18 protein-coding genes are annotated in these 24,140 nt (G+C 73.4%); 4 read left to right on the forward strand and 14 right to left on the reverse strand.

Going from position 1 to position 24,140, the window contains the following annotated elements; genetic code table 11:
* Nucleotides 1-86: 86 nt before the first annotated feature.
* From ftsZ to rsmH, 11 genes are all read right to left on the reverse strand, one after another.
* A complete protein-coding gene (ftsZ, locus tag IE313_RS07200) occupies nucleotides 87-1,292 on the reverse strand; it encodes a cell division protein FtsZ (RefSeq protein ID WP_189930098.1) in 1,206 nt (401 codons plus the stop codon).
* A 278-nt stretch (nucleotides 1,293-1,570) separates the two neighbouring features.
* On the reverse strand, nucleotides 1,571-2,434 hold the full coding sequence (locus IE313_RS07205; RefSeq protein WP_189930099.1) for a cell division protein FtsQ/DivIB: 864 nt from the start codon (nucleotides 2,432-2,434) through the stop codon (nucleotides 1,571-1,573).
* Nucleotides 2,435-2,479: 45 nt separating this feature from the next.
* The gene (gene murG / locus IE313_RS07210; RefSeq protein WP_189930100.1) at nucleotides 2,480-3,574 is read right to left on the reverse strand and encodes an undecaprenyldiphospho-muramoylpentapeptide beta-N-acetylglucosaminyltransferase; all 1,095 of its coding nucleotides are present in this window, start codon (nucleotides 3,572-3,574) and stop codon (nucleotides 2,480-2,482) included.
* A 6-nt stretch (nucleotides 3,575-3,580) separates the two neighbouring features.
* The gene (gene ftsW, locus IE313_RS07215) at nucleotides 3,581-4,912 is read right to left on the reverse strand and encodes a putative lipid II flippase FtsW (protein ID WP_229924440.1); all 1,332 of its coding nucleotides are present in this window, start codon (nucleotides 4,910-4,912) and stop codon (nucleotides 3,581-3,583) included.
* Nucleotides 4,913-5,150: 238 nt separating this feature from the next.
* Nucleotides 5,151-6,671 carry a UDP-N-acetylmuramoyl-L-alanine--D-glutamate ligase gene (murD, locus tag IE313_RS07220; protein WP_189930102.1) on the reverse strand — a complete coding sequence of 507 codons (1,521 nt, stop codon included), beginning with the start codon at nucleotides 6,669-6,671 and terminating at the stop codon, nucleotides 5,151-5,153.
* Entirely contained in the window at nucleotides 6,668-7,738 is a 1,071-nt protein-coding gene (mraY, locus tag IE313_RS07225; RefSeq protein ID WP_189930276.1) for a phospho-N-acetylmuramoyl-pentapeptide-transferase, read from the reverse strand. Before mraY ends, murD begins: the two co-directional genes overlap by 4 nt.
* Entirely contained in the window at nucleotides 7,738-9,192 is a 1,455-nt protein-coding gene (locus tag IE313_RS07230) for a UDP-N-acetylmuramoyl-tripeptide--D-alanyl-D-alanine ligase (protein WP_189930103.1), read from the reverse strand. Before IE313_RS07230 ends, mraY begins: the two co-directional genes overlap by 1 nt.
* A gap of 4 nt (nucleotides 9,193-9,196) precedes the next feature.
* On the reverse strand, nucleotides 9,197-10,954 hold the full coding sequence (locus IE313_RS07235; protein ID WP_189930104.1) for a UDP-N-acetylmuramoyl-L-alanyl-D-glutamate--2,6-diaminopimelate ligase: 1,758 nt from the start codon (nucleotides 10,952-10,954) through the stop codon (nucleotides 9,197-9,199).
* 38 nt (nucleotides 10,955-10,992) lie between these two features.
* Nucleotides 10,993-12,969, reverse strand: coding sequence for a peptidoglycan D,D-transpeptidase FtsI family protein (locus IE313_RS07240; RefSeq protein ID WP_189930105.1), 1,977 nt, complete (start codon nucleotides 12,967-12,969; stop codon nucleotides 10,993-10,995).
* Between the two features lie 4 nt (nucleotides 12,970-12,973).
* Entirely contained in the window at nucleotides 12,974-13,570 is a 597-nt protein-coding gene (ftsL, locus tag IE313_RS35005; RefSeq protein ID WP_373316930.1) for a cell division protein FtsL, read from the reverse strand.
* 175 nt (nucleotides 13,571-13,745) lie between these two features.
* Nucleotides 13,746-14,762, reverse strand: a complete 1,017-nt coding sequence (rsmH, locus tag IE313_RS07250; RefSeq protein WP_373316931.1) for a 16S rRNA (cytosine(1402)-N(4))-methyltransferase RsmH — start codon at nucleotides 14,760-14,762, stop codon at nucleotides 13,746-13,748.
* A 512-nt stretch (nucleotides 14,763-15,274) separates the two neighbouring features.
* On the opposite strand from rsmH, the gene IE313_RS07255 reads away from it, so the two are divergent.
* The 4 genes from IE313_RS07255 to IE313_RS07270 all read left to right on the forward strand — a co-directional run bounded on the left by IE313_RS07255 (nucleotide 15,275) and on the right by IE313_RS07270 (nucleotide 21,052).
* Entirely contained in the window at nucleotides 15,275-15,838 is a 564-nt protein-coding gene (locus IE313_RS07255) for a beta-class carbonic anhydrase (protein WP_189930107.1), read from the forward strand.
* Nucleotides 15,839-16,099: 261 nt separating this feature from the next.
* Complete coding sequence (locus IE313_RS07260; protein ID WP_373316932.1) at nucleotides 16,100-17,188, forward strand: AAA family ATPase; 1,089 nt, start codon at nucleotides 16,100-16,102, stop codon at nucleotides 17,186-17,188.
* Nucleotides 17,188-18,597, forward strand: coding sequence for a DUF58 domain-containing protein (locus IE313_RS07265; RefSeq protein ID WP_189930108.1), 1,410 nt, complete (start codon nucleotides 17,188-17,190; stop codon nucleotides 18,595-18,597). Before IE313_RS07260 ends, IE313_RS07265 begins: the two co-directional genes overlap by 1 nt.
* A 55-nt stretch (nucleotides 18,598-18,652) precedes the next feature.
* Nucleotides 18,653-21,052, forward strand: a complete 2,400-nt coding sequence (locus IE313_RS07270) for a transglutaminase TgpA family protein (protein ID WP_189930109.1) — start codon at nucleotides 18,653-18,655, stop codon at nucleotides 21,050-21,052.
* A 473-nt stretch (nucleotides 21,053-21,525) separates the two neighbouring features.
* On the opposite strand, the gene IE313_RS07275 is transcribed toward IE313_RS07270, so the two are convergent.
* The 3 genes from IE313_RS07275 to IE313_RS07285 form a co-directional block, all read right to left on the reverse strand.
* Nucleotides 21,526-21,939, reverse strand: a complete 414-nt coding sequence (locus IE313_RS07275; RefSeq protein ID WP_189930110.1) for an SCO2097 family morphological protein — start codon at nucleotides 21,937-21,939, stop codon at nucleotides 21,526-21,528.
* A gap of 246 nt (nucleotides 21,940-22,185) precedes the next feature.
* Nucleotides 22,186-22,980 (reverse strand): methyltransferase, encoded by a 795-nt coding sequence (locus IE313_RS07280; protein WP_189930111.1) that lies wholly within the window; start codon nucleotides 22,978-22,980, stop codon nucleotides 22,186-22,188.
* Nucleotides 22,981-23,373: 393 nt separating this feature from the next.
* Entirely contained in the window at nucleotides 23,374-23,952 is a 579-nt protein-coding gene (locus tag IE313_RS07285) for an SAV_6107 family HEPN domain-containing protein (RefSeq protein WP_189930112.1), read from the reverse strand.
* Between the last annotated feature and the right edge of the window lie 188 nt (nucleotides 23,953-24,140).

The raw sequence follows: 24,140 nt of genomic DNA on the forward strand, positions 1-24,140 counted from the left end.
GCCGCCGCGGCCTCGTGACGCGCGGCCGCGGTGGCGTCGCCGGAGGTGCCGGATTCGTGGTGTCCTATCACGTCACAGGGTCCGGATCACTTGAGGAAGTCCGGGACGTCCAGTTCCTCGGCCGCGCTGTCCGGGTACACCCGGGGAGCCGGCGGGCCCTGCGGGACGGGCGCCCCCGCCCCCAGATCGTCACGGGCGGGCTCCGGCTCCTCCTCACGCGGGGTGACGCTGCCGAGCCCGCCGAAGGCCGGCCGGGTCTCGCTCGGACGCGGCTCGGGTGAACGCGGCTGCTCCTCGCGCTTGACGGAGGACGAGCCGAGCATGTTGTCCCGCTTGGCGGGCGGCTGGCCACCGTCGAACCCCGCGGCGATCACGGTGACCCGCACCTCGTCGCCGAGGGCGTCGTCGATCACCGCGCCGAAGATGATGTTGGCCTCGGGGTGTGCGGCCTCGCTCACCAGTTGGGCGGCCTCGTTGATCTCGAAGAGCCCGAGGTCGGAACCGCCGGAGATGGAGAGCAGCACGCCCCTGGCGCCGTCGATGGACGCCTCCAGCAGCGGCGAGGAGATCGCCATCTCCGCCGCGGCCACCGCACGGTCGTCGCCGCGCGCCGAGCCGATGCCCATCAGGGCGGAACCCGCCTCCGACATCACGGACTTCACGTCGGCGAAGTCGAGGTTGATCAGGCCAGGGGTGGTGATGAGGTCGGTGATGCCCTGCACACCGGAGAGCAGCACCTGGTCCGCGGACTTGAACGCGTCCAGAACGCTGACCTGGCGGTCCGAGATGGACAGCAGCCGGTCGTTCGGGATCACGATGAGGGTGTCGACCTCGTCGCGGAGCTCGGCGATGCCGTCCTCCGCCTGGTTGGCCCGCCGGCGGCCCTCGAAGGTGAACGGGCGCGTGACCACGCCGATGGTGAGGGCGCCGAGCGAGCGGGCGATGTTGGCCACGACGGGTGCGCCGCCGGTGCCGGTGCCGCCGCCCTCCCCGGCTGTGACGAAGACCATGTCGGCCCCCTTGAGGACCTCCTCGATCTCCTCGCGGTGGTCCTCGGCGGCCTTGCGGCCCACGGCCGGGTTGGCTCCGGCGCCGAGTCCGCGGGTGAGTTCACGGCCGACGTCGAGCTTGACGTCGGCGTCGCTCATCAACAGGGCCTGCGCGTCGGTGTTGATGGCGATGAACTCGACGCCCTTGAGACCGACCTCGATCATCCGGTTGATGGCATTGACACCACCGCCGCCGACACCGATGACTTTGATGACTGCGAGGTAGTTCTGCGGTGCTGCCACGTCGAAGGCCTCTCGCCTCGATTACGTGCCGCCGCGCGCACGTTGCGCCACGACAGCGATGCCGATTGGGTCGGTCCGAACGCCGACCCGAACCCTAACGGTGAAGTTTAGGGTTACCAGTGTGTCTGTTGCTGAACTTCAATGTCGTTCCGAACAGGACACTAAGTCGACAAGTGGCGCCCGTTCAACGAACACGCCGAACCTCCCGGTTTTCTTTTCACCCTATGTGATCACCCGTAGCGCTGCACAACCAGGGTGCTGGCCTGCGACGACGCCCGTCAACTCCCGGCCACCGCAGGGGCGGTGGGGACGCTGACGTCGAAGTGCCGGGCACGCGGAGCTGCTTTCATGAGAGCGGTCAGGGTTGCGGCCTTCTCGGCTCCCCGCTCGTCACTTCCCCATACGACGACGCGCCCCCGGGCCAACTCCACGGAGATACTGTCGTATGAGCGGACCTTGAGAACGCGGGCTTCGCGGGCCACGGCGTCCGGAAGATCCCCGGCCACCCGTACCGCGGCACCCACCAGGCGCCCCGGCCCGAAGCGGCGCAGACTCGCGGCCGTGCCCGGCTCCGCCTTTGTCGCCAATTCCAGCCGGGGAACGCCCTTCACAGCCACCGGGACCGTCGCGAACCGCACTCCCTTTGCGTCCACTTCGATGAACTTTCCGCCCTTTTCGATAAGCAGGGCGGGAGAGCGCTCAACCACTTTCAGGCCGATTCCATGTGGCCAGGAACGGACCACGTCGACCGAGTCGATACGCGGCAGCGCCCGCCGCAGCCGCTCCGCGACGCCGTCGGTGTCCACCGAGGCGAGCGGCGTGCCGGGCCGGACGGCCGCGGCGCGGCGTACCTGGTCCGCGGTGAGCACCCGGGTACCGGAGACCGTCACCCGCTGCACGCGCAGCCAGGACGAGCCGTAGAGCGCCCAGCCGCAGAAGCCGGCGACCAGCACCAGGACGAGCAGGACGGCCAGCCGCCGGCGCGCCACCACGGGCCCGGCCGTCCGCCGCGCATCGGGCGTGGTGGGCCGCCCCCCTCCCGGCGCCCGGAAGGGACCGCGGCGCGGTGGGCCGGGCGGGCCGGACTCCGGCCGGCGCCGTTCGCCGCGTGCGGCGGTGCCCGGTCCGGCTCCCCTCTCCACGTTTGCCTGCCTCCTGTCACGCCCCGCGGCGCGGACGGCCGTCCGTCACGCCGCGCGGCGACCCGCGATCGCCTCGTACACCATGCCGACCAGCAACTCGTCGGCGTCCCGGCGGCCGAACTCGGAGGCGGCACGGGACATCTCGTACAGCCGGTGCGGATCGGACAGCACCGGCAGCACGTTGGCCTGCACCCACTCGGGCGTGAGCTCGGCGTCGTCGACGAGCAGACCACCGCCCGCCTTGACCACCGGCTGGGCGTTCAGTCGCTGTTCGCCGTTGCCGATGGGCAGCGGGACGTAGGCGGCCGGCAACCCGACGGCGGAGAGCTCGGCGACGGTCATCGCACCCGCGCGGCAGAGCATCATGTCGGCCGCGGCGTAGGCGAGATCCATTCGGTCCACGTACGGTACCGGGATGTAGGGGGGCATACCCGGCATGTTGTCCACTTGTGGCATGTCGTTCTTCGGGCCGACCGCGTGCAGGATCTGGATCCCGGAGCGTTGCAGCAGGGGAGCGACCCGCTGCACCACCTCGTTCAGCCGGCGTGCGCCCTGCGAGCCGCCGGAGACCAGGAGGGTGGGGGCCTTCGGATCGAGCCCGAACGCGGCGCGCGCCTCCGGGCGCGCCGCCGCGCGGTCGAGGGTGGCGATGGAGCGGCGCAGTGGAATGCCGATGTAGCGGGAATTGCGGAGTTTGCTGTCCGGAGTCGACACGGCGACCTGGGCCGCGTACCGCGAACCGATCTTGTTGGCGAGGCCCGGGCGCGCGTTGGCCTCGTGGATGACGATCGGCACCCCGAGCCGCTTGGCCGCGAGGTAACCGGGCAGCGCCACGTAGCCCCCGAAACCGACGACCGCGTCCGCCTTGGTGCGCTCGAGTACCTGCTCGGCCGCCTTGATCGTGCCGCGCAGCCGCCCGGGTACGGTGATCAGTTCCGGGGTGGGCTTGCGCGGCAGCGGTACCGCGGGGATCAGGGCGAGTTCGTAGCCCCGCTCGGGCACCAGACGGGTTTCGAGTCCGCGCTCCGTGCCCAGGGCCGTGATCCCCACGGTCGGGTCCTGCCTGCGCAGGGCGTCCGCGAGGGCGAGCGCGGGCTCGATGTGGCCGGCGGTCCCTCCACCGGCGAGTACGACATGCACCGAAATTCACCGCTCTCCGGACGGGCGCGCGGTGGCGCGCCGTCGCATCGTGTTCCATCTTCGAGGCTCCCGGCCGGTCCGGCCGGCCCGGCCGCCTCGTGCCGCAGCCCGCTTTCTACCAAAGACCGCCCCCCAGCGCCGAAAGGGCCCCGAGGACGCGCTCTGCCGCATCGCGAGCGCCGCACGCGCCGCGGGCTCCTCGCGCGCGAAGGCGATCAGCAGCCCGATGGCGAACATGGCCGCCAGCAGGGCGGACCCGCCGTAGGAGAACAGCGGGAGCGGGACCCCGGCGATCGGCAGCAGGCCGAGCACCGCACCGATGTTGACCACGGCCTGGGCCGTGATCCAGGTGATCACGCCTCCCGCGGCATACCTCACGAACGGCTCCTCCGTGCGTCCGGCCACCCGGATACCCGCATAGCCTAGAGCCGCGAAGAGGGCGAGGACGGACAGTGTCCCCACCAGGCCCAGCTCCTCACCGGTGACGGCGAAGATGAAGTCCGTGTGCGCTTCGGGCAGTTGACCCCATTTTTCCACACTCGCACCCAGCCCCGAACCGAAGAGGCCGCCGGACGCCAGCGCGTAGATGCCGTGCACGGCCTGCCAGCACTGGTAGTGGTCGCCGGGGCCCGACTCGGTCGCCCCGATGCAGGCGAGCCTGGCCATCCGGTTGGGGCTGGTCTTGATCAGCATCAGCCCGATCAGGCCGGCCACCGTGAGTACTCCCGCGAACATCCTGGTGGGCGCGCCGGCCAGCCAGAGCAGTCCGAAGAGGATGGCGGTCAGGATGATCGCGGTGCCCATGTCGCCGCCCAGCATGATCAGGCCGAGCAGCAGGAAGGCGGCCGGGACCAGCGGCACCAGCATGTGCTTCCACTGGACGAGCAGCCGCCTCTCCTGCTTGCGCGCGAGGAGGTCGGCACCCCACAGCACGAGGGCCAGCTTGCCGAACTCACTGGGTTGCAACTGGAAAGGGCCGCCGAGCGAGATCCAGTTCTGGTTGCCGTTAACCGCGACCCCTACCCCGGGCACCTGGACCAGCACCATCAGGAGGACCGACCCGGCCAGCAGCGGATAGGCGAGCGCGCGGTGCAGCCGCACCGGCATCCGGGCGGCCACGAACATCAGCACACCGCCGATGAGGGCCGCGACGAGCTGCTTGCGGAAGAAGTACGCACCGGGCAGCGCATTCGTCAACGCATAGATCACGGAGGCCGAGTAGACCATCACAAGACCGAGTACCGTGATCAGCAGACTACTGCCGAGAATCACATAATAAGCGGTCAGCGGCCTGTCCCAGGCCCGCCGGGCCCGCCCCGCGACACCGCCGAGCGACATCCGGCGGTGCGCCTGCCGCGGTAGCCCGGACCTCGTGGAGCGTCCGCGGACGGACGGTCGCCCGGCGCCGCGCACCGGGGCGCCACGGCCGGGCATCAGCACCCACCGCTGTCGCCGCCGACGGGGACCCGCCCGCACACCCCAAGCCAAACCCCAGCCAAGGCGTCCCTCCCAAAGGACCCGGCGCCCCGCAGCCGCGGCCGGCCCGGCGAACCGCGGAGCCGGCGGCGCGGCGGTGTCAGGCGCCCTTCGCGGAGAGGTCGCGGACGGCCTCCGCGAACACATCCCCGCGCACGTTGTAGTTGGTGAACATATCCATCGAGGCGCAGGCCGGTGCCAGGAGCACCGTGTCACCCGGCGAGGCGAGCCGCGCCGCCTCCCGGACCACCGCCGCCATCGCCCCAGTGTCGGTCCGGTCGAGGTCGACCACAGGGACCTCGGGGGCGTGTCGCGCGAGCGCTTCACGGATGAGGGCGCGATCCGCGCCGATCAGGACCACACCGCGCAGCCGGGACGCCGACTTGGCGACCAGCTCGTCGAAGGTCGCCCCCTTGGCCAGTCCTCCGGCGACCCACACGATCGACCCGTACGCCGCCAAGGACGCCTCGGCGGCATGGGTGTTGGTGGCCTTGGAGTCGTCGACATAGGCGACCCCCGCGACATCGGCCACGTGCTGCATGCGGTGGGCGTCCGGCCTGAAGGCCCGCAGCCCGTCCCGCACCGCCGTGGCCGGCACCCCGTAGGCGCGCGCCAGGGCCGCCGCGGCCAGGGCGTTGGCGATGTTGTGCGGTGCGGGCGGCTGGATGTCGGAGACCTCGGCGAGCTCCTGGGCCTGCTTGTGGCGGTCCGGGACGAAGGCACGGTCCACGAGGATGCCGTCCACCACCCCGAGTTGGGAGGGCGCCGGCGTGGAGAGGGTGAAGCCGATGGCGCGGCAGCCCTCTTCGACGTCGGCCTCGCGCACCAGGTCCTCGGTGGCCTTGTCTGCGGCGTTGTAGACGCAGGCGACCTGGTTGCCCTGGTAGATCCGGCCCTTGTCGGCTGCGTACGCCTCCATGGAGCCGTGCCAGTCGAGATGGTCGGGGGCGAGGTTCAGCACAGCGCCGGAGTGGGCGCGCAGGGAGGGCGCCCAGTGCAACTGGTAGCTGGAGAGTTCGACGGCAAGCACGTCGTAGGGCACTGCCTCCGGTCGCCCGCCGCCGCCCTCGGTCGAACGCGCTTCGCGCGCGGCCTTGTCCTCCAGCACCACGTCGATGAGAGGGGTGCCGATGTTGCCGACCGCGGTGGTGCGCAGGCCCGCGGCGCTCAGGATCGACGCCAGCATCCGGACCGTGGTGGTCTTGCCGTTGGTGCCCGTGACCGCCAGCCAGGGGGCCGCCGAGCCGCCGGCCTCCGGGCCCCGGGGCCCCGGGGATGCGCCCGCGGACGAGCCGCGCAGCCGCCAGGCGATCTCCACGTCCCCGACGACGTCCACACCCGCGGCGGCCGCCGCCGCGAACAGCGGCGACGACGGCTTCCAGCCGGGCGAGGTGACGACGAGCGACGTGCCGGGCGGCAGGGTGACGCCGTCGCCGAGGCGTACGCGGATGTGCTCGGCGCGCAGTGCCTCGGCGCGCTCGCGGTGCGCCGGGCCGTCGCCGCCGTCGACGACGGTGACCTCGGCGCCGAGGCCGGCCAGGGCGCGGGCGGCACTGATACCGCTCACGCCGAGACCGGCGACGGTGATGTGCTGCCCGGCCCTGACCGGCGTACTCGTCATTTGTCGGCTGCCCATCCTGCGTAGAAGAGGCCGAGACCGACGATCACGCACATGCCCTGGATGATCCAGAAGCGGACCACCACCAGGACCTCGGACCAGCCCTTGAGTTCGAAGTGGTGCTGCAGCGGGGCCATCCTGAAGACGCGTTTGCCGGTCAGGCGGAAGGAGCCCACCTGGATCACGACGGACATGGTGATCAGGACGAAGAGGCCGCCGAGCAGGGCGAGCAGCAGTTCCGTGCGGGAGCAGATGGCGAGGCCCGCGAGGGCACCGCCGAGTGCCAGGGAACCGGTGTCGCCCATGAAGATCTTGGCGGGTGAGGTGTTCCACCACAGGAAGCCGAAGCAGGCGCCCATCAGCGCGGACGCCACGACGGCCAGGTCGAGCGGATCGCGCACCTCGAAGCAGGCCGAGGGGTTGGTGAGCGTCTCGGCGTTGGCGCACGCCTCCTGGAACTGCCACACACCGATGAACGTGTAGGCGCCGAAGACCATCACGGAGGCGCCGGTGGCCAGGCCGTCCAGGCCGTCGGTCAGGTTCACGCCGTTCGACATGGCCAGGATCATGAACAGCGCCCACACCACGAACAGCACCGGGCCGATGGTCCAGCCGAAGTCGGTGGTGAAGGAGAGCTTGGTGGACGCCGGGGTGTTGCCGTGGTTGTCCGCGAACTGCAGCGCGAGGACGGCGAAGGCGATGCCGACGATCAGTTGGCCCGCCATCTTCGCCTTGGCCCGCAGGCCCAGCGAGCGCCGCTTGACGATCTTGATGTAGTCGTCGAGGAAGCCGACCAGTCCCATGCCCGCCATCAGGCCGAGCACCAGCAGGCCGGAGAAGGTGGGCGGCTTGCCGCTGATCACCTTGCTGAGGAAGTAGGCGATGATCGTCGCCAGGATGAACGCGATGCCACCCATGGTCGGCGTGCCGCGCTTGCTGTGGTGCTCGCGCGGCCCGTCGTCCCGGATGTACTGACCGTATCCCTTGCGGGCCAGCAGCTTGATCAGCACAGGCGTGCCCACGAGAGTCAGGAAGAGGCCGATGACTCCCGAGAACAGGATCTGGTTCATCATCGGGCGGCGACCTCGCCCTCGCCCGAGTTGCTTCCGCCGGCCCCTTGCAGCAGTGCCGTGGCCACCCGCTCCAGGCCCACCGACCTGGACGCCTTCACGAGCACGACATCCCCCGGGCGCAACTCTGCGCGCAACAGGTCGACCGCCGCCTCTGCGTCGGACACGTGCACCGACTCCTCACCCCACGAACCCTCGTTATAGGCGCCCGCGCGCAGCCAGGCCGCTTCCACGCCGCCGACTGCCACGAGCTTGCTCACGTTGAGCCGGACGGCCAGCCGTCCGACCGCGTCGTGCTCGGCGAGAGCCTCGTCCCCGAGCTCGGCCATCTGACCGAGCACTGCCCACGTACGCCCCCCCTCGGCCCGCCGGGCTTCGCCCATTGCCGCGAGTGCGCGCAGGGCGGCTCGCATGGACTCGGGGTTCGCGTTGTAGGCGTCGTTGACCACCGTCACGCCGTCCGGGCGCTCGGTGACCTCCATCCGCCAGCGGGAAAGGGTGCCCGCCTCGGAGAGCGCATGGGCGATCTCGTGCACGGACATGCCCAACTCGTGGGCGACGGCGGCCGCGGCAAGCGCGTTCGACACGTGATGCTCACCGTACAGGCGCAAGGTCACGACGCTGCACCCGGAGGGTGTGTGAAGGAGGAAGGTGGGCTGTCCGGTCGCGGTGAGGCGGACGTTCTCGGCCCGAACGTCGGCTTCGCCTGTTTCGTTCGTCTCGCCGAAGTACACGACGCGCGCCTTGGTGCGGGTGGCCATGGCGCGTACGAGCGGGTCGTCGGCGTTGAGGACGGCGACACCGCCCTCCTCGGCAGCGGGCAGCGCCTCGACCATCTCGCCCTTGGCCTGGGCGATCTGCTCCCGTCCGCCGAACTCGCCGATGTGGGCGGAGCCGACGTTGAGGACCAGGCCGATCCTGGGCGGGGTGAGGCTGGTGAGGTAGCGGATGTCGCCGATGTAGCGCGCGCCCATCTCCAGGACGAGGAACCTGGTGTCGTCCTCGGCGCGCAGGGCGGTCAGCGGCAGGCCGATCTCGTTGTTCAGGTTGCCCTTCGGGTAGACCGTGGGCGCCTTGGTGCTGAGCACCTGGGCGATCAGGTCCTTGGTGCTCGTCTTGCCCGCGGAGCCGGTGAGCGCCACCAGGGTGGCGCCGAGGCGCTCCACGACGGCGCGGGCGAGGGCCCCGAGCGCCGCCTGGACGTCGTCCACGACGATCGCGGGGACGCCGACGGGCCGGGCGGCGAGCACCGCGGCGGCGCCCGCCTGCACGGCCCGCTCGGCGTAGTCGTGCCCGTCGGCGTGCTCCCCCGCGAAGGCGGCGAACAGGCCACCCGGTTCCACGGCGCGGGAGTCGATCACGACGGGCCCGGTGACCAGCGCGGACGGATCCGGTATGTCATGGGTCTGCCCGCCGACGATGGTGGCGATCTCGGCGAGAGAGAGGGCGATCACAAGTTCATCCCTGGGTCTGCTGGATAGCTTCGCGGAGCACTTGGCGGTCGTCGAAGGGCCGGACCACCCCGGCGATGTCCTGGCCCTGCTCATGGCCCTTGCCCGCGACCAGGACGGTGTCGCCGGGGCGGGCGTGGGCCACGGCGGCGGCGATCGCGGCGGCCCGGTCCTCGAAGACGGCGACCTCGCCGCGCTCGTGGGCGGGCACCTCCGCGGCGCCCGCGAGCATGGCGGCGAGGATGGCCAGCGGGTCCTCGGAGCGCGGGTTGTCGGAGGTCAGCACGGCCTCGTCGGCGAGCCGGACGGCGGCGGCGCCCATCGGGCCCCGCTTGGTCCTGTCGCGGTCGCCGCCGCAGCCGAGCACGATGTGCAGCCTGCCCTCGGTGACCTTGCGCAGGGCGCGCAGCACCGACTCGACGGCATCCGTCTTGTGGGCGTAGTCCACCACGGCCAGGTAGTCCTGGCCGGCGTCCACGCGCTCCAGACGGCCCGGCACGCCGGGCACCGCGGCGATGCCGTCGGCGGCGGCCTGCGGGTCCTGCCCGGCGACGGCCAGGGCGGCGATCGCCGCGAGTGCGTTGGCGACGTTGAAGGGCCCGGACAGCGGAGAGGTGGCCGAGATCCGCTGTCCGTGGGGTCCGACCGCCACGAACGTCGACCTGAGCGGCCCGACCTCGACCTCCTCGGCCCGCCAGTCGGCGTCGGGGTGGCCCTCCGCCGAGTAGGTCGTCACGGGCACCTCGGCCTCGACGACGAGCCTGCGGCCGTACTCGTCGTCCAGGTTGACCACGCCCGCCCTGGACCGCTGCTTGGTGAACAACTGCGCCTTGGCGCGGAAGTAGTCCTCCATACCGGAGTGGAACTCCATGTGCTCCGGGCTGAGGTTGGTGAAGACGGCCACGTCGAAGACGCAGCCGTCCACCCGGCCGAGGACCAGGGCGTGGCTGGACACCTCCATGGCCACCGACGCCACGCCGCGCTCCCTCATGACCGCGAAGAGCGCCTGGAGGTCGGTCGCCTCGGGGGTGGTCCGCTCCGACTTGATGCGCTCGTCCCCGATGCGGGTCTCGACCGTGCCGATCAGCCCCGCCAGGTCGCCGGCCGCGGAGAGCCCGCCCTGCACCAGGTAGGCGGTGGTGGTCTTGCCGGACGTGCCGGTGATGCCGATCTGGAGCAGGTCGCGGCCCGGATGGCCGTAGACGGTCGCGGCCAGCTCACCCATCCGGCCGCGCGGATCACCGACGGTGAGCACGGGCAGCCCGGTGGCGGCCGCCCGCTCGGCGCCCGCGGGGTCGGTGAGGATGGCGACGGCCCCGAGGTCGGCGGCCTGCGCGGAGAAGTCCGCGCCGTGCAGCCGGGCGCCGGGCAGGGCGGCGTAGACGTCACCGGGGCGCACGGCGCGCGAGTCGTGGGTGATACCGGTGACGGCGACGTCCTCGTGGCCGCCTGCCGGGCCGGTGGCGGTGCGGACGCCCGCCTGGTCGGCGAGCCTCGCGAGCGGGGTCGGCGACACCCTGGCCGGCCGCGGCGGCCCCGGTGCGGTCACCTGGGCGTCCTCGTGGATGGCTGGGGACTGATCAGCGTGTGGCACGGCGGTGAGCGTACCGGGCGGGACGGGGGGCGGGCCAAAACGACGGGGTGGCTGCGCAGCGTGACCGGGCCGGTGGGCGCGGTGCGGGGCACGGCCGGGCGGGGCGGTGCCGGTGGCGGACGCGGGCCGGGGCTCGGGGGCGTTTCCGGGGTCGGGGGTGATGGTCGTCACGGGCTGTTCCTGGTTCTGTGCGGTGCCGGCCTGGTGGGTCAGTCCCTGGCCGGATCGAAGGTGACGGGCAGCTTGGCCGGTTTGGAGCCGGTGGGGGGCACCTGGAGGGTCTTCAGGGAGAACTCCATGACCTGCTTGAAGACGGGGCCGCAGGTCGGACCTCCGAAGTAGCTGCCCTTGGTGGGGTTCTGCAGCACGCAGTACACGGTGACGCGCGGTTTGTCGGCCGGCGCGAAGCCGGCGAACGACGAGGTGTAGCCGTGGTAGCGGCCGGTCTCGGGATCGACTCGGTTGGCGGTGGCGGTCTTGCCCGCCACCCGGTAGCCCGGGATGTAGGCCACGGTGCCCGTGCCCTCCTGGTCGTCGACGACGGACTCCAGCATCTGCGAGAGCGTCTTCGCGGTGCCCGCGCCCACCACCCGGGTCCGCTCGGGCGCGGGGGCCCGGGTGAAGTGGCCGTCGGGGCCCCTGGTGCCGCGCACCAGGGTCGGCTCGATGCGTACGCCGCCGTTGGCGATCGTCGAGTAGACGGACGCGGCCTGCAGCGCGTTCACCGAGACGCCCTGTCCGAAGGGGATGGTGAACTGCTGGGACAGCGACCACTTGTCCGGCGGTGCCAGGATGCCGGCGGTCTCGCCGGGGAAGCCGAGCCCGGTGGGCCGGCCGATGCCGAACTTCCGCAGGAACGAGTAGAGCACCTTGTCCGCCTGGAGCTGGGTGCTGCCGAGCTGGCCGGTCGCCAGGATGGTGCCGATGTTGCTGGACTTGGCGAGCACGCCGTTGAGCGTCAGGTACCAGGTGGGGTGGTCGATGTCGTCGGCGAAGAGCCGGTCGCCGCGGTGCAGCCGGTTGGGCACCGTGACGTGCGTCCCCGGTGTGGCGACGTTCTCCTCAAGGACCGCGGCTATCGACATGAGCTTGGCCGTGGAGCCGGGTTCGTAGGCGTCCTGGAGGGCGGCGTTGCCCAGGGAGGCCGCCGTGGCCCGGGAGAGGTCGTTCGGGTCGAAGCCCGGAGCGTTGGCCATGGCCAGGATCTGACCGGTCCTGGTGTCCTGCACTATCACGTAGCCGCGGTCCGCCTTGGACTTCTTCACCTGCTCGGTGATGGCGCGCTGGGCCGCCCACTGGATGTCGCGGTCGATGGTGAGCTGCACGTCGGAGCCGGGCACGGCGGGCGTCTCGCTGGCGCCCGCGGTGGGCACCTGGCGGCCGTTGGACTGCGCGTAGGTGATCCGGCCGTCCTTGCCGGCCAGTTCCCCGTTCAGCTTGAGCTCCAGGCCGCCCGCGCCCTTGCCTTCGGAGTTGACCCAGCCCAGTATCCCGGCGGCGAGGTCGCCGTTCGGGTAGACGCGCTTGCTGCTGGGCTGCTTGACGACGCCGTCGAGCACGTTGGCGGCCCCGGGCTCGGACCCGGCCTCGGCGGCGGGGGTGTTCCTGACGTTCTCGATCCGCTTCCAGACCTGCGGGGTCTGCCCGGTGGCCAGCAGCACGTAGCGGGTCCTGGGGGTCCTGAGCTTGTCGGCGAGCGCTCCGGCGTCCGCGCCGAGGATCGGGGCGAGCAGCTTCGCGGCCCTCTCGGGCGCGTCGGGGATCTTGGTGAACTTGCGGGTGAACATCGTGGGGTCGGCGGTGATGTCGTACGCGTCGACGCTGATGGCCAGCTCGACGCCGTTGCGGTCCGAGATGGCCCCGCGCTCGGCGGTCAGCGGCTGACTGGTGTAGCGGTTGCGCTCCGCCTTGGCCGCGTACGCGCTGGCGTCGACGCCCTGGACCTGGAACAGCCGGCCCACGAAGACCAGCATGACCAGCGTCATGGCCACGCTGATCATGCGCAGCCGGGGCCGTGGGCTGCCGAGCCGGATGGTGCCCGCGGGGCCGGGGCCGCCGACTCCCGCGGGCCGCGGACGGCGCGCGGGGCGGGCACCCGGGCCGGTGCGGCGGCCCCCGGGGTCCCGTGGACGGGCGGGCCGGCCCGGCGGGGGTACGCGGCGGTGCGGGGGTTCCCTGTCGGTCACGTCGTCACCTGCTCAAGGTCGTCGCTACGGAGGGCACGGAGCCGGCGGGCGCGGGCGGCGCCACGCCGGTGGCCGGGGTGGCGCCGGTGGCGGGGCCGGCGCCCGCGGCCGGGGAGCCGCCGTCGCCCACCTGGGTGGCAGGGTCCGCTGCGGTCCCCGCGGCCGGGGCGAGGGGGTCGTCGGGCGCGGCGCCGGTTCCGGACGGCGGCAGTGCTCCGGGGGCGCCGGGGGACGGGGCGCCGGGGCTCGCGGTCACGCCGCGCACCGTGCCGTCCGGGTCGAGGAAGACCGGGTCGCCGCCCGGCACCATGCCCAGCCTGCGGGCCCGGCGTTCGAGTGCGCCCGGCTCGGCGTAGCCGTTCACCTCGCGCTGCAGGGCCTGCTCCTCGTCGGTGAGGTCGGTGGTCTGCCTCTTGAGCTCGCTCAACTGGAACGACCCCTCGTTGACGGAGGAGTTCAGCACCAGCAGGCCGATCATGCCGCCGCCGAGCAGTACCACGACCAGCAGGACGAACGGAGTCCTGGCGGCCCCGCTCGGACCCGTGGGCATCAGCCGCGCCAGCCGTGCGGCCCTGCCGCGCAGTTCGGTCTTTCTCGTCACGGGTGCCTCCCCCGGTTCCAAGGATCCTTCTCCCCGCGGCGCGGGGGCCGTCGACCGGTCACCGGGCACTCCGGGCGCCGGGGCCCGGCCGGGGCGGGGGGCCGGGCGGTGCGCGGTGGGGCGAGGGGCGCACGCTGGCGGCGGAGTCCGCGGTCCCGGTCCCCCGCCGTGCCGCTCACCCGGCCTCCTCACGGATCCGCTCGGCGCCGCGCAGCCGCGCGGGGGCGGCCCTGCGGTTGTCGGCGACCTCGTTCTCGGAAGGCAGCTCGGCGCCGCGCGTCAACAGCCTGAGCCGGGGCTGGTACCGCTCGGGGACCACCGGGAGACCGGGCGGCGCGGTGCTCGCGGCACCGGCCGCCAGGACCTGCTTGACGAGCCGGTCCTCCAGGGAGTGGTACGACAGGACGGCGATCCGGCCGCCCACGGCCAGCGCCCGCACGGCGGCCGGCACGGCACGCTCCAGGACGGCGAGTTCGCCGTTGACCTCGATGCGCAGTGCCTGGAAGGTGCGCTTGGCCGGGTTGCCGCCGGTGCGCTTGGCGGCCTGCGGCAGTGCCTCGCGGATCAGCTCGACCAACCGCCCGCTGGTGCTGAACGGCTCCTTCTCGCGCTCGCGGACCACGGCGGACACGATGCGCTTGGCCTGCTTCTCCTCCCCGTAGCTGCGCAGGATGCGGACCAGCTCGCCGGGCGGATAGGTGTTGAGCACCTCGGCGGCGCCGATGCCGCTGGACTGGTCCATGCGCATGTCGAGCGGGGCGTCCTGGGCGTAGGCGAACCCGCGGTCGGCCTCGTCGAGCTGGAGGGAGGAGACGCCGAGGTCGAAGAGGACGCCCTGCACCCGCGGGACGCCGAGCCGGTCGAGCACATCGGGCAGCTCGTCGTAGACCGCGTGCACGAGGGTGGCCCGTTCGCCGAAGGGGGCGAGCCGCTCGCCCGCCAGGCGCAGCGCCTCCTTGTCGCGGTCGAGCCCGATCAGACGGACCTCGGGGAAGGCGGCGAGAAGGGCCTCGCTGTGCCCGCCGAGCCCCAGGGTGCAGTCGACGACGGTGGCGGACGGCAGCGCCAGTGCGGGACCGAGCAGGTCCAAGCAGCGCTGCAGCATGACGGGGACGTGACGGCCCCGGCCGGTCCGCCGTCCGTCCTCGTCCCGGTCCCGATCCTGGTGCGGATGCGCCTCGCGCCCTTGCAATTGGCCCTCTCAGGTCAGGCGCGGCGGCACGCACCGCCGGGTCCCCGCCCGCTCACGAAGGGGAACGGCCCGCTGGCGCCGGGGAAGTGGCGTCAGCCGACCGGGAGCGGGAGGAGGCCGAGCCGTACGTGCGCATCCGCGCACGTGGGAGATTCTGGGAGACGGCCCGCGGAATTCAAGCAGAAACCGCGGAATTCGCTGAAACCGCGGCACCGAATCCGGCGAACAGCCGAGCGGGAGCCCTCTGGGCCTCCCGCTTCGCGCCACTTTAGTCCACACTGTCGCCCGGTCAATCAACCGGCCTGCGCGTCGGTCGGCCGACCCGACGGTGGCGCGCGCACCCTCGTCCGCCGGGCGCGCATCGTGCGGATTCACCCGCGCGGCGGTATGTCCGCGCTCCTTGTGGGTTACCTCACGCCGACGCTCTTTGTCGTTCTTTGTCCGCGCGCGGGAGCGTTCGCCGCGACGGGGCCCGGTACCCCGCTAAGGGCACGCCCAGTACCTTCGGGGGTATGTCGACTTCTGCCTCCCCACGCGAGGGACACCTCACCGAAGAGCCGAGCACGGACATACAGGCCGCAGGAACCGTCACCGACCGCCTGGTCGATGCGAACCGCCGCTACGCGGCCGGTTTCACCGACCCCGGCATGGACGCCAGGCCCGTCCTGCACGTCGCGGTGGTCGCCTGCATGGACGCCCGTCTCGACCTGCACGCCGCCCTCGGCCTGGACCTGGGCGACTGCCACACGATCCGCAACGCCGGCGGGGTCGTCACCGACGACGTCATCCGCTCGCTCGCCATCAGCCAGCGCGCCCTCGGCACCCGCACCGTGGTGCTCATCCACCACACCGGCTGCGGGATGGAGCGCCTCACCGAGGAGTTCCGGCACGACCTGGAGATGGAGGTGGGACAGCGTCCGCCGTGGGCGGTGGAGTCGTTCCGCGACGTCGACCAGGACGTGCGGCAGTCGATGGCGCGGGTGCGCACCTCGCCGTTCCTGCCGCACCGCGAGGACGTGCGCGGCTTCGTCTTCGACGTGCGCACCGGCGCGCTCCGGGAGATCGACCCGGCGTGAGCCGCCCGGGTGACGGACCACCCGGCGGGCACGGCGGCCGCCCATCCCCGGAGGACGCCCGCGGCCGGCCTGTCAGCGCCAGTTGTCCACAGGCGAGTGACACGAACCGGTAACGGCAACAAGAATGCTGGTGTGGCGCCGAGCGGAACCATTCACGCGCGGCGTCCGTGTTTCGGGGTGGGCCGGTCCGCAGCGGCGTACCGGCCCGGGTTAGGGGTATCCCCGCTCCCAGTGAGCTCGGGGAAGGGCCGAGGAGGGCCGGTGACGACCTATGACGAGCGGGCGAGCCAGGGGGATCCCCACGCGCGGGCGCAGGCGAGAGCTGGGGAGGACCTGAGCAGCACGGCGGAGCGCGTCCGCCGGTCCGTCGAGGGCGTGATCGAGGGCAAGCCGGAGGTCGTCCGGCTGTCGCTGACCGTGCTGCTCGCCCAGGGCCACCTGCTGATCGAGGACGTCCCCGGCGTGGGCAAGACCATGCTCGCGAAGGCGCTCGCGCGCTCCATCGACTGCTCGGTGCGCCGCATCCAGTTCACGCCCGACCTGCTCCCCTCGGACATCACCGGTGTGTCCATCTGGGACCAGCAGCGCCGGGACTTCGAGTTCAAGCCCGGCGCGATCTTCGCCCAGATCGTGATCGGCGACGAGATCAACCGCGCCTCGCCCAAGACCCAGTCGGCGCTGCTGGAGTCCATGGAGGAGCGCCAGGTCACCATCGACGGGCAGACGTACGAGCTGCCCGCCCCCTTCATGGTGGTGGCCACCCAGAACCCGGTCGAGATGGAGGGCACCTACCCGCTGCCCGAGGCCCAGCGCGACCGGTTCATGGCGCGGGTGTCGATCGGCTACCCCAGCCCCGAGGCCGAGCTGCAGATGCTGGACGTGCACGGCGGCGTCTCGCCGCTGGACGACCTGCGGCCCGTCGCCCACGCCCAGGACGTCGTGAAGCTCATCGACGTGGTGCGCCGGGTGCACGTCGCCGACTCGGTACGGCGCTACGCGGTCGACCTGGTCGCCGCCACCCGCACCCATCCCGACCTCAGGCTCGGCGCCTCCCCGCGCGCGACCCTGCACCTGCTGCGCGCGGCGAAGGCGTCCGCCGCCCTCGCCGGCCGCGACTTCGCGCTGCCGGACGACCTCCAGGCCCTCGCGGTCGCGGTGCTCGCCCACCGCCTGCTGCCCACCGCCCAGGCCCAACTGAACCGCCGCACGGCCGAGCAGGTCGTCCTGGAGATCCTCCAGCACACCCGCGTCCCCGCCGCCGCGGCCCACCAGAACGGCGGCTTCCCCGCCGGTCACCGCGAGGCGCACGGCCCCTTCGACCGCCGGGGGACCGGCGGCCGGGGGCTGTGATGACGCAGCCGCCCGGCCGGGCCCGGCCGTCCGCCCCCGCCGAGGCGGGCGAGACGGGCGAGGCTGACGGGGCGAAGGGCGGCGCGCTGCGGGTGGCGCTGGCCGGCCTGACCACCCGCGGCCGCTCCTTCCTCGCCGCCGGCATCGCCGCCGCGCTCTGCGCCTACGTGCTCGGCCAGAGCGACCTGCTGCGGGTCGGGCTGCTGCTCGCGGCGCTCCCGCTGATCTGCGCCCTCGTGCTCTACCGCACCCGGTACCGGGTGTCCGGCAGCCGGCGGCTGTCGCCCGCGCGGGTGCCCGCCGGTGCCGAGGCCCGCGTCCACCTGCGCATGGACAACGTCTCCCGCCTCCCCACCGGCCTGCTGATGCTCCAGGACCGCGTGCCGTACGTCCTGGGGCCCCGGCCGCGCTTCGTGCTGGACCGCGTGGAGCCGGGCGGCCGCCGCGAGGTGTCCTACCGCGTCCGTTCCGACCTGCGCGGACGCTACCCCCTCGGCCCGCTCCAACTGCGCCTGACGGACCCGTTCGGCCTGTGCGAGCTGACCCGCTCCTTCGCCGCGTACGACACCCTGACCGTCATCCCGCACGTGGAACCGCTGCCGCCGGTCCGGCTGAGCGGCGAGGCCAAGGGGTACGGCGAAGGGCGGCAGCGCTCCCTCGCGCTGGCCGGCGAGGACGACGTCATCCCGCGCGGCTACCGCTACGGCGACGACCTGCGCCGTGTCCACTGGCGCTCCACAGCCCGCTACGGCGAGCTGATGGTGCGCCGCGAGGAGCAGCCGCAGCGGGCGAGGTGCACCGTGCTGCTGGACACCCGGGCCCTCGCCTACGAGGGCGCGGGTCCCGGCTCCGCGTTCGAGTGGGCGGTCTCCGGCGCCGCCTCCGCGCTGGTGCACATGCTGGAGCGCGGCTTCTCGGTGCGGCTGCTGACGGACACCGGGGCCTCCGTGCCCGGTGAGGGCTCCGACGGTTTCTCGGGTCCCGGCCGCGAGTCCGCCGACGCGGCGGGCCTGCTGCTGGACACCCTCGCCGTCGTCGACCACTCCGAGGGCACCGGCCTGTCCCGCGCCCATGACGTCCTGCGCGGCGGCGGCGAGGGCCTGCTCGTGGCCTACCTGGGCGATCTGGACGAGGACCAGGCGGCCGTCGTCGCCACGCTGCGCCGGCGCAGCGGTGCCGCGGTGGCGTTCGTCCTCGACCCGTGGATGTGGACGCACGGGAGTGCGGGGGACGCGGCGGCGGGCCCCTCGCCGCAGTGCGAGGAGCGGTTGCGGCAGTTGCGGGAGGCGGGTTGGACGGCGCTCGCGGTGCCGCCGGGCGCGGGCGCGGCTCAGATGTGGCGGCAGGCGGACCGGCAGCGCAGCGGCGAGGGGACGAGCCCGGCGGGCACGAGTGGGGGTTGGCTATGAGGGGCGCGGTGCCGGTCATGGGGCGCGGGGCGGCGGGCGCGGACGGAGGCCGCGCATGAGCGGCCGGGCCCGGATGTCGCTGTGCGCGGCGGCGGCCACCCTGCTGACGGCGTGCGCGCTGCTGCCGCTGGTCGACCCGTCGACCTGGCTGATCAAGGCGGCCTTCCTGCTGGTGGTGCAGACGGCGGTGGGCGCGGCGGCCCGCCGGGTGCCGCTGGCCAGGCCCCTGGCGGTGGCCGCGCAGGCCGTGGTGACGCTGATGCTGCTGACCCTGGTGTTCGCCCGTCAGCAGGCCGTCGCCGGGCTGGTGCCGACCCCTGAGGTGTTCCACCGGTTCGCCCTGCTGATCCAGCTCGGCCGCGACGACGTCCGCCAGTACGCGATCCCGGCGCCGCTGACCGACGGGATCCAGCTCATGCTGATCGGTGGCGTCCTGGTGATCGGCCTCGCGGTGGACGTCCTGGCGGTGACCTGCCGCAGCGCGGCCCCGGCCGGGCTGCCGCTGCTGGCGCTCTACGCCGTCGCGGCGGGCCTGTCGCAGAGCTCGGCCGACTGGCTGTGGTTCCTGCTGGCGGCGGTGGGGTACCTGCTGCTGCTCCTCGCGGAGGGCCGGGACCGGTTGTCCCGGTGGGGCCGGGTCTTCAGCGGGGCGCCGCGCCCGGCGGGCGGACGGGTCGGCGCGGGCGGTGCGGAGGCGGGCGGCGCCGTCGCACCCGTCCGTGCGGGCCGCAGGATCGGCGCGGTCGCGCTGGGCATCGCGCTCGTCGTCCCCCTGGTACTGCCCACGCTGGACGGCGGCCTGCTCGACCCGGCGGCCCACGGTGGCGGTGTCGGCCCTGGCGGCGGCACCATCTCCGCGGTCAATCCGCTGGTCTCGTTGCAGAACAGCCTCAATCAGCCCGAGGACCGGCAGGTGCTGACGTACCGCACCCGTCCCGGCACCGCGAACGACCAGTACCTGCGGATCGTCTCGCTCGACGAGTTCGACGGCACCACGTGGAAGCCCGCGGTCCGCCACATCACCGACGTGCCGAACGTCCTCCCGGCCCCGCAGGGGCTCAGCCCCGGTGTGCGCACCACGGAGATCAGGACCACCGTCAGGACCGCGGGCTGGTACGCGCAGGACTGGCTGCCGATGCCGTATCCGGCCAGCCAGGTCCGCATCGACGGCCGCTGGCGGTACGAGCCGGTGGGCCGCACACTCGTCGGCGATCACGGCCAGACCACCAGGGGGGCGTCGTACGAGGTCACCAGCCTGGCCGTGGCCCCCACGCCCAGGCAGCTCGCCGACGCCCCGAAGCCGCCGCGGCAACTGCTGAACGAGTTCACCAAGGTGCCGCCGTCGCTGCCGGCGGTGGTCGCCGACACCGCCCGCCAGGTCACCAAGGGCGCGAGGAACGACTACGAACGCGCGGTGAAGCTTCAGGACTGGTTCGCGGTGGACGGCGGGTTCACCTACAACACCAATGTGCAGGCCGGTACGGGGCCGGACGCGATCGCGCGGTTCCTGCGACTGAAGGAGGGCTTCTGCGTCCACTTCTCGTTCTCGATGGCCGCCATGGCGAGGACGCTGGGCATCCCGGCCCGGGTCGCGGTCGGCTTCACGCCCGGCACCGCGACCGCGGACGGCTCGATGTCGGTGGGCCTGAAGGACGCGCACGCCTGGCCGGAGCTGTACTTCGAGGGCGTGGGCTGGACCCGCTTCGAGCCCACGCCGAACCGCGGCAGCGTGCCCGACTACACCCGGCCCGACACCCCGGGCGACATCTCCAGCGATCCCGCCGCGCCCTCCCAGGCCGAGCCGGACGCACCGTCCTCGCAGCCGACGGCTCCGGACACCTGCTCCGCGGACGACAAGAAGCTCGGCTCCTGCCAGAGCGCGGCTCCGCAGGCGGGCGGCGGGTCCGGCGGCGGCGGGCCGTCGGCCGGTCTGATCGTCGGGGGCTCCGCGGCCGCGCTGGCGCTCCTCGCACTGCCGCTGCTGCCCATGCTGTGGCGGCTGCGGGTGCGCGCCCGCCGGCTGGGGGGCGACGCCGGGGTCGACGTGGCCGCACGCACCCTGGCCGGCTGGATGGAGGTCACGGACACGGCGTGGGACCACGGCATCGTGCCCGACGCGTCCGAGACGCCGCGCAAGGCCGCCGACCGGATCGTGCGGGCGGCCCGCCTCGATCCGGACGCCGCGGCCGGCGTGCACCGGGTGGCGGCCGCCGTGGAACAGGTGCTCTACGCCCCGGATCCGCAGCCGGCACCTGGCCTGGCCGACGACGTACGGCGGCTGAAGAGCGCGCTGGCGGCCCCCGCCGGTCGCGCCACCCGTCTGCGCGTGCTCCTCGCCCCGCGCTCGGCCGCCCGTGTGGCCTGGGCGTTCGCCGACTGGCGCCGGGAGCAGGCCAGGCGCTGGGCGCGGTACCGGGCCCAGCTCCGTCCGACGCTCAGGCGCGCTTCCCGGTAGCCGCCGGGGCCCTGCCCGCGGCACGGTTCCTGTGCCGGGCCGGGGCCCGAGGCGGGGCCGGGGGCGCCGTGCCCGGGGCCGGGGGCCTGGGAGCCGGGCCCTGAGCCTGAACCTGAGCTTGAGGGTGATGGCCGTGCCGGTCCTGCGGTGTCCGCGGCGGATGCGGGGGCGCCGTCACCATGGGCGCCGGCGGGGCGGGGCCGGTGTTCGCAGTGCACTCGGAGAGCAACAGGGACCGCCTTGGCACAGGGCGGCCCGAGGAGTGCACGAGCGCCGGCCACCCGCTGAGGGGCCCCCGCCGGGGCGAGCGGGCAGCTCCGGACGGCGGCCATGGGGACGGCGCGCCTCCACGGCAGGGGCCATGGAGACGGTGGGCGTGCGCCGAACGGCGGCGCACGACTGAGGGCGACCCATCACACATGGTCGCCCTCTGCAACGTTATGAAGTGCGCCGGCCGCCCGCCGACGGGATCGTCACTGACCCTGTTCGTCCTGGCGTCGCTGCCAGCGCTCCTCGATACGGTCCATCATGGAGCGGCGCTGCCTGCTCGGACGGCCGCTGGGCCGACTGCCCTGCGCGCCCGCGCCGGCACCCGCGCCCGACTGCTCGCCCGGCCGCGGCGCCTTGCGCCACCCGGTTACGGCGAGCACGGCACACCCCAGCATGACCAGGAAACCCACCACGCTGATCCAGATCAGCTGAGCGACCATCCCGGCCATGAGGAGCACGATACCGACCAGGAAGCCGACAACCGCCAGATACGCCCGGCGACGGGTATACCTGCGCAGCCCGCTTCTCTCAAGCGCTGTCGCGAACTTGGGATCTTCGGCGTACAGCGCTCGCTCCATTTGCTCGAGCATTCGCTGCTCGTGCTCCGAGAGCGGCACGGAGTCCTCCTCATCGTGCAGTCGCCGGGGCGACCGGGGGTCCCCTTCAGGATAGGCAGGGAATCGCCCCCGTGAAACCCGCCCCTCTACGCCAACTCACCACCCGGGCCGCCATGCGGTCCGAGTCGCTGAAGCCTGCATTCCCCAACGATCGGCCGGTCATGCCCGACCGTCTCCTTCGATCATACGGCGCCGGGCGTCCGATCGGGTGGGGGTGAAGCACTCCATTCGCCGATGCGCCGCTGATCAGCGGCCGTCGTCCGCCCCGTTCCCGGCCCCGGTACGGCTCTGCTGCTCGCCGAGCACGTGGAGCTGGGTGGCGACGGACTGGAAGGCAGGCAGTTCAGCGGCCGCGGCCTCCAACTGCAGCAGACCGTCGAGGGCGCCCGGTTCGGTGTCGACGAGGACGCCGGGGACCAGGTCGGCGAAGACCCGCACCCCGTGCACCGCCTCGACCCGCACGCCCGCCGTCTCGACGAGCGCGGTCAGTTGCTCGACGGTGAACCGCCGCGGCACGGGGTCCCCGGCGCCCCAGCGGCCCTGCGGGTCGGTGAGGGCCTGGTGCGCCTCGGTGAAGTGGCCGGCCAGCGCGCGGGCGAGCACCGCGCCGCCCAGGCCCGCGGCGAGCAGGCTGAGCACGCCGGAGGGGCGCAGCGCTCCGACCACGTTGCGGAGTCCTTCGGCGGGCTCGTCCATGTACTCCAGGACGCCGTGGCAGAGCACCGCGTCGTACCCGCCGCGCTCGACGACGTCGAAGAGGCCGTGGGCGTCGCCCTGGACACCTTGGATGCGGTCGTCGACCCCGGCCTCCGCGGCTCGGCGCTCCAGCGCGAACAGGGCGTTCGGGCTGGGGTCGACCACGGTGACGCGGTGGCCGAGGCGGGCGACGGGCACGGCGAACTTGCCGCTGCCGCCGCCGGTGTCCAGGACGTCGAGCTGCTCCCGGCCCGTGGCCTTGGCCCGGTGCTCGAGGGCGTCCTTGAGCACCTCCCAGACCACGGCGGTACGGAGGGAGGCGCGGGGGCGCATCGGGTCCGACACGGGATTGACTCCTCGGCGCGGCACCGCCTCATGTCGGGCGGAGCGATCGGGACCTCCCCGGCCTGGGCCGGGAGGAAGGGTTTGCGGGCGTCCCCACCCTATTGCCTCCTGACCGGGGGCTCCGGCACGGTCTCCGCCGGACGGCGGCGGCCGCCGCGGCCGCGGCGGCCCGGCCTGGCCCAGGGCCGGGCGCCCTCGGGCTGCGGCCGGCACCGCGCCGCACGGTGCACGCCCCGCCCACCGCGCGGCACCGCAGCACGCACACCGCGCGGCCGGCCCCCGGCCTCGGGGCCTCTTGCCCTGGCGGGCGCCCGGCGCCCCGGGGCCGGCTGCCCCGGCGGACGCCCGGCCCCGGTGCCGCGGGGGCCGGGCGCGGCCCGGCGCAGGGGGCCGTCAGCCCGCGTCCTGGATACGCTCCCCCGCGGCGGGGCGGTGCGGGTCGTCGGCCGCGGGGGGCTCCCGGTGGTCGCCGGAGGGCTGCGGCAGCACCGGCTGGAGCGTCAGCAGGCGCTCGACCAGGCGCAGGAACATCGCACCGTCCCGCAGCAGGTCGTCGGCCTCGCGGCGGGTCACCGCGCCGCGTATGCCCGCCTCCGCGCGGGCCCTGCGGTGGGCACCGGAGGCGAACAGGGCGCTCCATTCGGTCAGCTCGGGAGCCGTCTCGGGGAGCACCTCCCAGGCACTCCTGATGCGCGCCCTGCGACGGGCGGTGGGTTCGGGCCGGCCGCGGGCGGCGAGCACGGCGGCCGCGGTGCGCAGCGCGGCGAGGTGTGCGGTGGCATAGCGCTCGTTGGGCGCGTCGAGCAGCGCCGCCTCTTCGAGTCCCGCGCGGGCCTGGGCGAGCAGGTCGAGCGCGGCGGGCGGGGCCGTGGTGCGGCGCAGCACGGGGTGGACGTCGGTGGCGGGACCGGTCAGCGAGGGGGCAGGGCCGGTGGTGCGGCGGCGGGCGGCTGCTGCGGGGTACCTGGCCATGGCGTACCTCCTGTCGTCTGTGTGACGGCCTGGTGGCCGTCGGTACACATCGTGGACCATGCCACTGACAATCGGTTCTGACCTGGCCTTTTGCTTCGATCGCCCGTTCGGTGCGGTGGCAGGAGCCGCGTGCCGCGCAGGAGGACGGCTCCCACCGCCCGGATGCCCCCGGCCGCTCGGCTTCCCGG

The organism is Streptomyces sulfonofaciens (genome assembly GCF_014656295.1).
GTDB classification, from domain to species: Bacteria; Actinomycetota; Actinomycetes; order Streptomycetales; family Streptomycetaceae; genus Streptomyces; species Streptomyces sulfonofaciens.